This window comes from Nonomuraea sp. ATR24, assembly GCF_041950485.1.
GTDB classification, from domain to species: domain Bacteria; phylum Actinomycetota; class Actinomycetes; order Streptosporangiales; family Streptosporangiaceae; genus Nonomuraea; species Nonomuraea ceibae.
On the sequence record NZ_JBGNUU010000013.1, the window covers coordinates 243982 to 256478 of the forward strand.

The window sequence follows — 12497 nt, forward strand, 5'->3', positions numbered from 1 at the left end:
GTGATGGAAGAGACCACTTCTTTGCATCTCAGCGACATTGAAACGATTGACTGCCGCATGCTGCCAGAATGGCGCCCGGAGCGCCACCTGCTGGGAGGATGGTGGGGTGAACGGCGTGGATGACGTGCTGGCCGGGCTCGATCCGGAGCAGCGGGAGGTGGCGGAGACCCTGCGTGGGCCCGTGTGCGTGCTGGCGGGCGCGGGCACCGGCAAGACCAGGGCGATCACCCATCGCATCGCCCACGCGGTGCGGTCGGGGGTGGTCGACGCGCGCAGCGTGCTGGCCGTGACGTTCACCACACGGGCGGCGGGGGAGCTGCGGCAGCGGTTGCGGGCGCTGGGCGCGCCGGGGGTGCAGGCGCGCACGTTCCACGCGGCGGCGCTGCGGCAGCTGACGTACTTCTGGCCGAGGGTGATCGGCGGCGAGGCGCCGTCGGTGATCGAGTCGAAGCTGCCGGTGCTCGTGGAAGCCTGCCGCCAGATCCGGAAAAATCCGGACCGCTCAGAGCTGCGCGACATCGCCGCCGAGGTCGAATGGGCCAAGGTCACCCAGATCGGCCCCGACGACTACGTGGCCGCCGCCGCCAAGCACAACCGCACCCCGCCGGTGCCCGCCGACGAGGTGGCCAGGCTGTACGAGGCGTACGAGCGGATCCGGCGCGAGCGCCACCTGGTCGACTTCGAGACCATCCTGGAGCTCACCGCCGCGGTGATGACCGAGCACCAGGAGGTCGCGAGCCAGATCCGCCAGCAATACCGCTACTTCGTCGTCGACGAGTATCAGGACGTCAACCCGCTGCAGAAGCTCCTGCTCGACACCTGGCTCGGCGGGCGCGACGACGTGTGCGTGGTCGGCGACCCCAACCAGACCATCTACTCCTTCACCGGCGCCAGCCCCCGCTACCTGACCGGCTTCGCCGTCGAGCATCCCGGCGCGGCCGTCATCAAGCTGGTCCGCGACTACCGCTCCACGCCGCAGGTCGTCGACCTGGCCAACCTGGTGATCGCCAAGGGCCGCTCGCCGCACCGCCTGGAGCTGGTCGCCCAGCGCCCCGACGGCCCCCGCCCGGTGTTCGCCGACTACGACGACGAGCCCGCCGAGGCCGCCGGGGTCGCCCGCGCCATCAGGAAACTCCTCGACCGGGGCGTCCCGTCCCGCGAGATCGCCGTCCTGTTCCGTACGAACTCCCAGTCGGAGTCCTACGAGGAGGCGCTGTCGAAGGCCGAGATCCCGTACGTGCTGCGCGGCGCCGAGCGCTTCTTCGAGCGCCCCGAGGTGCGCCAGGCGGTCGTGCTGCTGCGCGGCGCGGCCCGGTCGGCCGCGCACGAGCCGCTGGCCTCGGAGGTCCACCAGATCCTCACCGGCATCGGCCTGACCCCGTCGCCGCCCGGCGGCGGCAAGGCGCGCGAGAAGTGGGAGTCGCTCAAGGCTCTGGCCGACCTGGCGGAGGACATGGCGGCCGAGGGCGCCGACCTGCCCGCGTTCGTGGCCGAGCTGGAGCGCCGCGCCTCCGAGCAGCACGCGCCGCCCGTCGAGGGCGTCACGCTGGCCTCCCTGCATGCCGCCAAGGGCCTGGAGTGGGACGCGGTCTTCCTGGTCGGGGTGACCGACGGGATGATGCCGATCATCTACGCCGAGACGCCCGAGCAGATCGAGGAGGAGCGCCGCCTGCTCTACGTGGGCATCACGCGGGCGCGCGAGCACCTGACGATCTCCTGGGCGCTGGCACGCGCCCCGGGGGGCCGCAAGGGCCGCCGCCCGTCGCGGTTCCTCGACGGGCTCACCGGCCGTTCCGCCGCCGCGTCCCGCCCGGCGGCCACGCCCGCCCGCGAACGCCGGGCCGTCGCCGCGCCGGTGAGCTGCCGGATCTGCGCCAAGACGCTGAGCGCGGCGGCCGAGCAGAAGCTGGGCCGGTGCGCGACCTGCCCGGCCGACTACGACGAGGGCCTGCTGGAGAGCCTCAAGGCGTGGCGCACCGCGACCGCCAAGAAGGCGAAGATCCCCCCGTACGTGGTCTTCACGGACGTGACGCTCCAGGCGATCGCCGAACGGGTGCCCACCAGCGAGGCGGAGCTGCTGTCGATCACCGGCATCGGCCGCGTCAAGGTCGACCGCTACGGGGAGGCGGTCCTTGACCTGTGCCGCTCGGCCGTCGCGTAGGCTGTGCTGCCGCCTCCGCAACGGGCGTGCGACCATATACCTGGTCATACCCGAGGGGGATAGGTGAACGAGGCGCTGAAGGAGCTCCTCGACCTGCTCGACCTGGAGCAGATCGAGCTGGACATGTTCCGGGGCCGCAGCCCCGAGGAGCGCATCCAGCGCGTCTTCGGCGGGCAGGTCGCCGCGCAGGCGCTGGTCGCGGCCGGCCGCACGGTGCCCGCCGACCGCAACGTGCACTCGCTGCACGCCTACTTCATCCGGCCCGGCGACCCCTCGGTGCCGATCGTCTACAACGTCGAACGGGTCCGCGACGGCAGGTCGTTCACCACCCGCCGGGTGCTGGCCATCCAGCACGGCAAGGCGATCTTCTCGATGTCAGCCTCGTTCCACCTGTTCGAGGAGGGCGTGGAGCACCAGGCGTCCGTCATGCCGGTGGTGCCCGACCCGGCGACGCTGCCCACGTTCCAGGACCGGATGGTCGAGCTGGTCGGCGAGCACCACGAGCTGCGCGAGTGGCTGTCGCGCCCGCGTCCCGTCGACGCCCGCTACGCCTCGCCGCTCACGTGGGAGGCGTACGAGAACCCGGAGCTGCGCAGCGCCACGACCAACGTGTGGTTCCGCTACGACGCCGACCTGCCCGACGACCCGCTGCTGCACGTCGTGCTGGCCGCCTACGCCTCCGACTTCACGCTCGTCGACACGATCCTGCTGGCCCACGGCATGGCCTGGGGCGCCTCCAACGTCATGGGCGCCTCGCTCGACCACGCCATGTGGTTCCACCGGCCGTTCCGGGCCGACGACTGGCTGCTGTACGCCCAGGAGTCGCCCTGGTCGGGAGGGGCCCGCGGGCTCGCCCGTGGCGAGATGTTCACCGCCTCCGGCGAACTCGTGGTGTCCGTGGTGCAGGAGGCCATGATCCGCGTGACAAAGTAACAAAATCGCAGGTAGAAAATAAGTTGCCCAGTCCTGGGCTACCGGTTTAGGGTCATGGTCAAGCGAGTCGGGCAATCAGCTCGACGATCTTCAGACGGAGGTGAGTCCCAGTGATCAGCAGCAACATGATGCCGGCCACGCAGTGGCTCGCTTCCGCATGCCGTGACGCGGTCAGGCTCGCCGATGGGCCGGCCAAGCTGCGGCAGCCGAAGTCTGCCCGCCGCCAGGAGATGGCTTTCTACGCGCACGCCCACTCGGGCGCCGCCGCCATGAGCGCTCCTGTCCGCATCGCAGGCGCCGAAGTGCCGACCCAGCCGAACACCAAGGGTGGAGTGCGCGGTCCGCAACCCTGGAGGGATGCGCCGGTCATAACCTGACCGGCACATAGCAGCCCCCAGGCCGCGGATCCGCACACAGGATCCGCGGCCTCTTTGTTTGTCCGTGATCCCCCCAACACCCACGAGGTGCCCGAACCAGAGCAAACAGCCCGATCAAAAGGAGAAACCAGATGGGGGCGAAGACGATCATGGACCTGATCGACGAAGCCGAGATCCCCTGTCGTACCGACCCTGACCTGTGGTTCGCCGAGTCGCCGGACGACGTCGAGTTCGCCAAGGCGCTCTGCGGTGGCTGCCCGATCCAGAAGGCCTGCCTGGCCCGCGCGCTGGAGCGCGAGGAGCCCTGGGGCGTCTGGGGCGGGGAGCTGATCCTCCGCGGGACCGTCGTTCCTCGCAAGCGTCCGCGCGGCCGTCCGCGCAAGCACCCGGTCGCTGCCTGACCTTCCGCACGTCCGCTTCACACAGAAAGAAGACAGAGATGAACACCTTCCCGACGACCGACCTGACCGCGCCGTATCTTTACCAAGAACTGGTCAACGACCGAATACAAACCCTTCACCGCGAGGCGCGCGAGTACCGCCTCGCCGCCCGCATCAGCCGAGTACAGCGGGCGCGGCGCGGGGTCCGGAAGGCGAACGAACGCCTTCTGCGCGCCCTGAGCCTGGAGGGCTGATCCGGGAGGTCCTGCCGCCGGCGCAGGATCTCCCGGGATCCCTCCCCCGACCCATCAGCCGCCCCGGGCACCCGCCCGGGGCGGCTTTCCGGCTTTCCGGCCTCCCGGCCCTCCGGATCTCAGCGGGCCGGTACGGTTTCTCCCAGGTCAACGGGCCGGCACGGTTCTCCGGGATCATCGGGCCGGTACGGGCCGCGGCTCCTCGGCGGCGCTCCACAGCCGGGCGGCCATCCACACGACACCCGCCGCCGCCACGACCAGCCCGCCCAGGTAGACGGGCTCCGGCACGAGGTTGCGCAGCGAGCCCGGAACCATCCCCACGGCATACAGCCCCACCGCCGCGTACGGCAGCGTCCCGCTCCTGACCGCGGCCGCCGCGAACACCAGCACCCCGGCCACCAGCACCGCCGACGTGACCAGGAACGCCATGCCCGTCCCGCCCGCGAGCAGCCCCATCACCGTGGCGCCGCCCAGTCCCGGGAAGACGAAGTGCAGCGTGTACTCGATGGCGAAGGCCCCGGCCAGCCCCGCCGCGTTGAGCAGGTAGCCGGCCAGCCCGAGCCCGCCCGCCGCGTCACGGATGAGCAGATAGAGCCCGGTGATCGCGAACAGCCCGGTCAGCGCGGCGAACGGCGCGATGGCGTGCGTGACGGCGTTCTCCGGCAGGACGCCGCCCCGCCGCAGCACGTTCACGACCAGCAGCGCCGCGCAGACGAACCCGGCGGCGGCACTCGTACGAAACAGAAGCACGATCTTTCACCCTTTCCTGGAGAGTTCCTTGGAGAGCTCCCTGGGGAGTTCCCGGGAGAGCTCCCGGGAGAGCTCCCGGGAGAGCGGGAGGACTGGGGGACTGCCCGCCATCATCCGCGCCCGCAGCGCCCGGGCCGAGAGCTCGCGCCCCTCCGTAAGCACCCCGAAAGGACTCCCACGGCCGTCCCGCCCAGCGTTGGAACCGCCGCATATCGGGGTAGGTCACCGCTCGGTCCCCCCGCCCGAACCAGCGCCGGCCGGGGACCCGTGCCGTGCGCGACGCTGCCCGCAGCCGTCGACCCGTCACGAGGAGAGCACCATGACCAGCACCATCAGCAGGCGCGTGGTGTTGGAGAAGGCCGCCCAGGACTTCGCCGACGCCAACGCCAAGCCGCCGTTCATCTACGAGCTGCCGCCGGAGCAGGGGCGGGAGATCCTGGAGAAGCTCCAGTCCGACCCCGCCGTGCCGCGCCCCGACATCGACGAGGAATGGATCCAGATCCAGGGCGGCCCCACCGGCGTCGTCCCCGTGCGCATCGTCAAGCCCAGAGGCAGCACCGGCACGCTCCCCGTGATCTTCTACATCCACGGCGCGGGCTGGGTGTTCGGCTCCGCCCGCACCCACGACCGGCTCGTCCGCGAGCTCGCCACCCGCGTCAACGCCGCCGTCGTCTTCCCCGAGTACGACCGCGCGCCCGAGGCCAAATACCCCACCCAGATCGAACAGAACTACGCCGCCGCCCGCTGGGTCATGGAACACGGCAAGGAGAAGGACCTCGACGCCTCCCGCATGGCCGTCGCCGGCGACTCGGTCGGCGGCAACATGTCGGCCGTGCTGGCGATCATGGCCAAGGAACGCGGCGACGTGCACCTGCGCGCCCAGGTGCTGTGGTACCCGGTCACCGACGCGAACTTCGACACCGAGTCCTACCAGCAGTTCGCCACCGGCTACTTCCTCAACCGCGACGGCATGAAGTGGTTCTGGGACCAGTACACGACCGACCCCGCCCAGCGCGCCGAGATCCACGCCTCACCCCTGCGCGCCACCCCCGACCAGCTCCGCGACCTCCCGCCCGCCCTGGTGCTCACCGGCGAAGCCGACGTCCTGCGCGACGAGGGCGAAGCCTACGCGGCCAAGCTCCGCGAGGCCGGCGTCGAGGTCACCGCCGTACGCCTCGGCGGCATCATCCACGACTTCGCCATGATCGACCTGCTCCGCGACACGCACGCCAACCAGACGGCCCTGGACCTAGCCACCACCACCCTCCGCACCGCCCTCCACCCATCAGGCGAAGTAGCCACCCCCCACTGACCACCCCGCCGCCGACAAAGGGCTCGGCGGCGACCAGCACACGCACCCCGGAGGTCTCCTCCAACTGGTCCGCCACCGGCTGGCCCGCCACCGGCTGGTCCGCCACCGGCTGGTCCGCCACCGACTGGTCCGCCACCGACTGGCCCGCCACTGAATGGTCCACCACCGGCGACCGGCCCGCCACTGACCGGCCTACGGCTCAAGGGGCGGGGGCCGCTGACCGCCCGCCATCATCGGGCGGTCCGTTGCCGACGTGGCCGCGGGGCCCCCGCCTCGCGGCCCTCAGCCGTGCGTGAGCGCTCGCCGCCGCCCCCGGCCGCGCCACGCGGCGATCACCGCCTCGGCCATGGCAGCATCCACCCCACCCGTGGTGTCGACCTCGAAGTCATAGGGCCCGAACCCGTGAATGCCGTCCTGCTCGACATGCGACCGCTCCTCCCCGACCTGCCGATCCCCACGGGCCAGCTCCCGCCGATCGATCTCGTCGAGCGAACAGTGCACCCCCACCAGGAACACATCGAACCCGCCCAGCAACTCCGCCAGCTCCCTGCGCCAGGCCGCGAACTCGATGACATGCTCCACGATCAGGTCGTTCCCGGCTCCGGCCAGGGCTGGCAGGCACCGATGGAAGCCCTTGAAGAACCTCGGCCGCATCTCCTCCCACCACGCGAACGGCCCCTCCGGCTCCCGCCGCTCCGGCAACATCCCGGCCGCCACCAGCTGATCGGACGACACGTACAGGAACGGCTCGTCCATGGCCCGCCGCACCATCCTGGCGAGCGTCGTCTTTCCCGAGCTGGACGCGCCGTTGAGCATGATGATGCGCCCAGCCCCCCGCTCCACCGGCCGAGGCTCCTCCACGCCCTCACCCCCAGACGACGCCACTCCACCAAGCACCCAGACCCCCGCACCACCATGCAAGCACGCAAGCCGTCACACATACGAACGATTTATCGCCAACCCCCACGCAAGGCATCGCCCTGATCCCGCGCACTCCAGCACCGCCGCCCCACCAGGGGCAGCCTCATGTCACGCGGCCTCCCCCGCCCGAGCGCCGCCCCCCGCTCAAGCGCTGCCGCAAGTGCCCGGGCGCCGCCGCTGAAGGCATCACCCCGCCGCGCCGGGACGGGCCGGACGCTCGGGTTGGGTGGCAACGCGAGTGCCCGAGCGCCGCCCCCTGCTCAAGCGCTGCCGCAAGTGCCGGAGCGCCGCCGCTGAAGGCGTCACCCCGCCGCGTCAGGACGGGCGGGACGCTCGGGGTTGGGTGGCAGGCGAGCGCCCGAGCGCCGCCGCAGGTGAACGCACCACCGCCGCACCAGGACGGGCCGAACTGTCCAGGTCAGGTGGTGACGAGGGCTTCCTTGTCGTCCGTGTCCGTGTCGTCGTCGGTGAAGCCCGGGACCCAGCGGACGACCTCGTCGCGGAAGCGGGCCGTGGCGCCGAGCTGGCAGAGGACGCCCACGCCCGCCGCGTGCACCCGGTGGATGAGCACGTACGAGACCGGCAGGTTGAGCTGGCGCACCACGTTGGTGGGACGCAGGTCGGTGACGCTGGCGAACTGGTCCTGCAGCCACTCCCGGCTGAACGTGAACTCCTCCACGGCCGTCGGCTCGACGTAGGGCGACAGGAAGGCGCGCAGGGCGTCGTGGTCGACCTCGATGCCGGGCCGGATGAAGCCCTCATCGCGCAGCCCCTGGACCACGGTGGCCATGTCGCCCTGGTTGAAGATGCGGGTGAGCTGGCCGAACACCATGGGGTAGCCGTCGGGCATGCGGTTGACGGCGCCGAAGTCGAGGATGCCCAGCTTGCCGTTGGGGAGCATGCGGAAGTTGCCCGGGTGGGGGTCGGCGTGCAGCATGCCTACACGGGCGGGAGAGCAGAAGAGGAAGCGGACGAACAGCAGGCCCGCCCGGTCGCGCTCCTCCTGGGTGCCGCCGGTGATGATGCGGGACAGCGGGGTGCCGTCCATCCACTCGGTGACCAGGACCATCTCGTTGGCGGCGATCACGTCGGGGACGTGGAAGTCGGGGTCGTTGTGGAACTCCAGGGCGAAGGCGTGCTGCGCCTCGGCCTCGCGCAGGTAGTCGAGCTCTTCGGCGATGCGCTCGCGCAGCTCGGCCAGCACCGCCTTGATGTCGAGGCCGGGCAGCAGCGCGCCGAACAGCTTGCCGAGGCGGGCGAGCTGGGCGAAGTCGCCCAGCAGGGCCTTGCCCGCGCCCGGGTACTGGATCTTGACGGCGGCCTCGCGCCCGTCGTGCCACACGGCCCGGTGCACCTGGCCGATCGAGGCGGCGGCGGTGGGCTGGTCGTCGAAGGAGAGGAAGTGGTCACGCCAGTCGTCGCCGAGCTGCTGGGCGAGCACCTTGTGGACCGTCGAGGCAGGCAGCGGGGGCGCGGCGTCCTGGAGCTTGGTGAGGGTCGCCCGGTAGGGGCCGACGATCTCGGCGGGCAGGGCAGCCTCGAAGATGGACAGCGCCTGGCCGAGCTTCATCGCCCCGCCCTTGAGCTCGCCGAGGACCTTGAAGATCTGCTCGGCGGTGCGCTGCTGGATCTCCTCGGCGACGATCTCGGCCGGTTTGCCGCCGATGCGCTTGCCGAGCCCCAGAGCCGCACGCCCGGCGAACCCGAGCGGAAGGGAGGCCAGCTTCGCCGAGCGCGTGACGGCGCGACGCGGAAGATCGCTCACACTGATGCGCGGTATCCCTGGCAGGGATGCCACTTCCCCCCTTCGTGGTTAGCAGCTCTGCACGTCAGCCGCTTGAAGCCGACATGACCATTGTTAGCGGATATGGATTGTTTCGCATACAACGACATTGCGGGTGCCTGTCCCATGCTTGCCTTTTCCACTGCCAATCAGGCAAGACGTGCACTGTGCCGTTGGTCACAACGGGCTCCCGGCCGTCCAGATACGCCAGGGCGTGACCGGTCACCGCCGCCGCCACCAGGCCGGCAAGAGGGGTGTCGCAGGCGATCTCGCCTGGCGGATAGCCGCCGAGCCGGGCGGTGACGATCGGCCAGTCGGGGTCGTGGTCGCGACGCGCCAAGTCTAGGCAGTGCAAGCAAGCGCTTTGTCCGGGCAGGACCAGCGGCCCCACGCTCCCGTGCCCCTCGAACGCCGAGCCCAGCAGGTGGGGCAGGCCCAGCTCGTACAGCTCGTTGACCAGCACGCCGTCGAGCGGTCGCACCGGGGTGAGGATCACCAGGTCGGGCCGGTGCGACCGATCGCTCAACGGCGGCCCGCCCGCCCGCACATCGGCCCCCGGCTCGTACCGCCGCCCGGCATCCCGGCCCGCCCGGCGCGCCCGCTTGCCGTCCCTCCCGCCCGGCACGCCGTCCCCCTCGCCCGGCACGCCGGACCGGTCAGGCACACCAGCGGCGCCGGGCCGCTTCACCACACCAGAGTGGCTGCGGGCCTCCGTGCCCCTGCGCCCTGCGGTTCCACCGGCGAGGCGGTGCGCCTCTGGCTCTTCACGCAGCTCGGGGGCATGGGTGCTGTCGCGTCTCGGGGTGGCGACGGCGGGGTGCGGCCGGCGCTCGGGGCCTTCGTCGGCGTGGCCGCCTTCTGACCAGGTGAGACGGCGGGCGGCGCGTACGGCGCCTTCCTCGCGCGAGCTCCCCACCTCCTCCCAGCTCAGCCCGCCGGGGGTGAGGTCCTGGGGCCGGGCGGTGCCGGGGTCGATCACCCGGATCGTGCCGACGCCCGCCGCGGCGAGCAGGCCGACGACCTGGGCGCCCACTCGTCCGGCGCCGTAGACGCGGACATGCGCTCGTCGCCGGCGGCGCAGAGCCTCCACGCCGCCGCCTGGCGCATGGGAGGCCAGGTCCAGGGCGTCGAGGTCCAGTCGCAGCCGGTCGAGCTCGGCCAGCGGCAACGACGGCGGCGTCACCGAGGCGTCGTGGAGCACCCCCGTACGTGTGAGCGAGTCAAGGAAGGCGGCAGGCTCCGGCACGCCCGCGGCGGCGCCCTCCCGGAGGGCCTGGTCAAGGTCGCGGGTGCCGTCGAGGCTGTCGATCCACCTGCGGACCCGCCGGGTGAGGTCGCGCAGGACGACGGCCCGGCCGGGATGCGCGCCGAGCTGGAGGGTGCGCTCGTCGTGGTCGATGCGGAGGAGGGCGGGTTTCACTCGTGGCCTCATGCCGCGAAGATTCGCACGCCACGCCAAGATCCCGAGCGGCTTTCCCTCCGCCTGTGGACAACCCTGCACCCGCCCCGACCCCCTGTGGACAACCCCGCACCGGGCCCGCCCCCCTGGGGCAACCGCGCCCCCGACCCGACCTCCCGAGGCAACCCGCCCCCGGCCCACCCTCCTGAGGACAACCACGCGTACGCGGGAGATCTCCAGACGGCCGACCCCGCCGCCCCGGGTTACGCTCTCCCGCATGAGCGAGCTCTTGATCGACCGCCACGACGACGGCGTGGTGCTGGTCACCCTCAACCGCCCCGACGTGCGCAACGCCATGACCGACGGCATGACCGCCGCCTGGCGTGACGCCATGACTGCACTCGCCGCCGATCGTGACGTCCGCTGCGTCGTGGTGACGGGCGCGGGGACGGCGTTCTGCGCCGGGGGAGACCTGTCCTGACTCGGCGAGCGCGGCGTGGAGCCGGTCCCCGAACTGCGTGACAGGATGCTCGCCTTCTACCGTTCCTGGCTGTCCGTCACGGAGCTGGAGGTGCCGACGATCGCCGCCGTCAACGGCGCGGCGGTCGGCGCGGGGCTGTGCGTGGCGCTGGCGTGCGATCTCGTGTACGCGGCGGACGAGGCCAAGCTGCTGGCCCCGTTCACCTCGCTGGGCCTGCACCCGGGGATGGCCGCCACCTACCTTCTGCCCCATCGCGCGGGCACGGCGCTGGCGCGGGAGATGCTGCTGACCGGCCGTACACTGCGCGGAACGGAGGCCGCAGATAAAGGTCTGGTAAATCAAGCTTTCCCAAGAAATGATCTGCTGGCGCAAGTGATGACCATCGCCCGGCAGGTCGCGGCGAACGCCCCCATTGCCACCAGGCTCACCAAAGCCGCACTCAAGCAGGATCACCAACACCTGGAAGCCGCGCTCAGTTGGGAGTCCCTGGCCCAGCCCGTGACCATGACCTCGGCGGACATGATCGAGGGCCTGGCGGCGCATCGGGAAAGGCGTGTGCCCAAATTCACCGGCTCTTAATCATCTGACCAGCGAAAACAACGCTTGCCCTCTGTGGAATTCCGCCAGTCTCGGCTAACGTGCATATGTGCCCCCCGAGACAGTCGAGGTCCGTCGCAGTTCTCGTCGTCGGCGTACGGTCTCCGCCTACCGCGACGGCGACAAGACGATCGTGCTCCTGCCCGCCTGGCTGAGCGGCGAAGACGCGGATGAATGGGTGAGCCGGATGCTCGATCGGCTTGCGGCGAAGGAACGCCGGCGACGTCCGACCGACGAGGCCCTGCTGGAGCGGGCCAAGGAGCTGTCGGCGAAATATCTCGACGGCCGGGCCGTCCCCGCGAGCGTGCGCTGGGTCGACAACCAGCAGCACCGGTGGGGCTCCTGCACGCCGGAGAACGGCACGATCCGGATCTCGACCCGCATCAAGGGCCTGCCCGAGTGGGTCATCAACTATGTGATCATCCACGAGCTGGTGCATCTGATGGTGCCGAGCCACGGCCCGCGTTTCTGGGCGCTCGTCGAACAGTATCCCAAGGCGGAGCGGGCCCGTGGGTTCCTCGAAGGATTCTCCGCCGCCGCCAATTCCGCACCGGAGGAATGTTGACCCGTCTCGCCGCCGTCCTGGTACGTCAGCGCATGGCCGAGGCGGCGCCGCCGGGCGTCGACGGCCGGGCGTGGCTGGAGGCCGTGGCCGAGGACACGTACGAGATGGTCGCCGGGCTGGAGCTGGTCACGCCGGTCCTGCTGACGAGCGTGCCGGAGCTGTCGGAGATCGTCTGGCCGGGCACCGAGGTGATCGCGGTCGGCGAGGACGAGCCGCTGCGGGACATCCTCAAGAGGCTCGACGGCGAGCAGGCCGCGGTGATCTCGGGCGACGCGCCGGATCTGCCGCCGCTGCTGGTGGGCAAGCTCTTCCGCGAGCTGGGCCGCGCCCGGATCACCGTGTGCCCGGCCGAGCGGGGCGGCGCGGTCGCGCTGGCCTGCGGGCTGCCCGCGCCGGGCTGGGCCGATCCCGACCTCGACGCCGCCGACCCGGTGGCGGCGCTGCGCGCGCAGGCCCCCGGCCCCCGCATGGTGGCCGCCACCCCGGGCTGGCACCGGCTGCGCGTCCCGGACGACGCCGCCCGCCTGGACCCCGGCCTGGAAGGCTGGGACAACACCCGCGCCCTCCTCGCCGCCCGCTGAGCC

Annotated in this window: 12 protein-coding genes and 1 pseudogene; 9 read left to right on the forward strand and 4 right to left on the reverse strand. The window is 71.4% G+C overall.

All coding sequences use genetic code 11. The annotated features are described in order from the left end of the window. The first annotated feature begins 115 nt into the window (after nt 1–115). The 5 genes from ACBI99_RS29335 to ACBI99_RS29355 all read left to right on the forward strand — a co-directional run bounded on the left by ACBI99_RS29335 (nt 116) and on the right by ACBI99_RS29355 (nt 4105). Nucleotides 116–2161 carry an ATP-dependent DNA helicase UvrD2 gene (locus ACBI99_RS29335; RefSeq protein ID WP_375073993.1) on the forward strand — a complete coding sequence of 682 codons (2046 nt, stop codon included), beginning with the start codon at nt 116–118 and terminating at the stop codon, nt 2159–2161. A gap of 63 nt (nt 2162–2224) precedes the next feature. Further along, nucleotides 2225–3094: an acyl-CoA thioesterase II gene (locus ACBI99_RS29340; protein WP_219504843.1), complete on the forward strand. Its 870-nt coding sequence runs from the start codon at nt 2225–2227 to the stop codon at nt 3092–3094. A gap of 110 nt (nt 3095–3204) precedes the next feature. Further along, nucleotides 3205–3471, forward strand: a complete 267-nt coding sequence (locus ACBI99_RS29345; RefSeq protein ID WP_219504845.1) for a hypothetical protein — start codon at nt 3205–3207, stop codon at nt 3469–3471. A gap of 131 nt (nt 3472–3602) precedes the next feature. Then, on the forward strand, nt 3603–3872 hold the full coding sequence (locus tag ACBI99_RS29350; protein WP_049571282.1) for a WhiB family transcriptional regulator: 270 nt from the start codon (nt 3603–3605) through the stop codon (nt 3870–3872). A 38-nt stretch (nt 3873–3910) separates the two neighbouring features. After that, nucleotides 3911–4105 (forward strand): hypothetical protein, encoded by a 195-nt coding sequence (locus tag ACBI99_RS29355; protein ID WP_219504847.1) that lies wholly within the window; start codon nt 3911–3913, stop codon nt 4103–4105. A gap of 174 nt (nt 4106–4279) precedes the next feature. Here the strand turns inward: ACBI99_RS29355 and ACBI99_RS29360 are convergent, their stop codons facing one another. Next, the gene (locus ACBI99_RS29360) at nt 4280–4855 is read right to left on the reverse strand and encodes a hypothetical protein (RefSeq protein WP_219504848.1); all 576 of its coding nucleotides are present in this window, start codon (nt 4853–4855) and stop codon (nt 4280–4282) included. A 319-nt stretch (nt 4856–5174) separates the two neighbouring features. On the opposite strand from ACBI99_RS29360, the gene ACBI99_RS29365 reads away from it, so the two are divergent. After that, nucleotides 5175–6167, forward strand: coding sequence for an alpha/beta hydrolase (locus ACBI99_RS29365; protein ID WP_375073977.1), 993 nt, complete (start codon nt 5175–5177; stop codon nt 6165–6167). Nucleotides 6168–6449: 282 nt separating this feature from the next. Here ACBI99_RS29365 and ACBI99_RS29370 read toward each other — a convergent pair whose 3' ends face one another. The 3 genes from ACBI99_RS29370 to ACBI99_RS29380 all read right to left on the reverse strand — a co-directional run bounded on the left by ACBI99_RS29370 (nt 6450) and on the right by ACBI99_RS29380 (nt 10303). Beyond that, on the reverse strand, nt 6450–7010 hold the full coding sequence (locus ACBI99_RS29370; protein WP_375073978.1) for a chloramphenicol phosphotransferase CPT family protein: 561 nt from the start codon (nt 7008–7010) through the stop codon (nt 6450–6452). 496 nt (nt 7011–7506) lie between these two features. Then, entirely contained in the window at nt 7507–8853 is a 1347-nt protein-coding gene (locus ACBI99_RS29375) for an AarF/ABC1/UbiB kinase family protein (RefSeq protein WP_219504854.1), read from the reverse strand. 64 nt (nt 8854–8917) lie between these two features. Continuing rightward, nucleotides 8918–10303, reverse strand: coding sequence for a ThiF family adenylyltransferase (locus tag ACBI99_RS29380; RefSeq protein ID WP_375073979.1), 1386 nt, complete (start codon nt 10301–10303; stop codon nt 8918–8920). A gap of 244 nt (nt 10304–10547) precedes the next feature. Between ACBI99_RS29380 and ACBI99_RS29385 the strand changes: the two are divergent. From ACBI99_RS29385 to ACBI99_RS29395, 3 genes and pseudogenes are all read left to right on the forward strand, one after another. Beyond that, nucleotides 10548–11330: pseudogene (locus ACBI99_RS29385) on the forward strand (enoyl-CoA hydratase/isomerase family protein). Nucleotides 11331–11397: 67 nt separating this feature from the next. After that, the gene (locus ACBI99_RS29390) at nt 11398–11913 is read left to right on the forward strand and encodes a M48 family metallopeptidase (RefSeq protein ID WP_219504858.1); all 516 of its coding nucleotides are present in this window, start codon (nt 11398–11400) and stop codon (nt 11911–11913) included. Further along, nucleotides 11907–12494 carry a hypothetical protein gene (locus tag ACBI99_RS29395; protein ID WP_246644805.1) on the forward strand — a complete coding sequence of 196 codons (588 nt, stop codon included), beginning with the start codon at nt 11907–11909 and terminating at the stop codon, nt 12492–12494. The genes ACBI99_RS29390 and ACBI99_RS29395 overlap by 7 nt, the downstream gene beginning before the upstream one ends. Nucleotides 12495–12497: the final 3 nt, after the last annotated feature.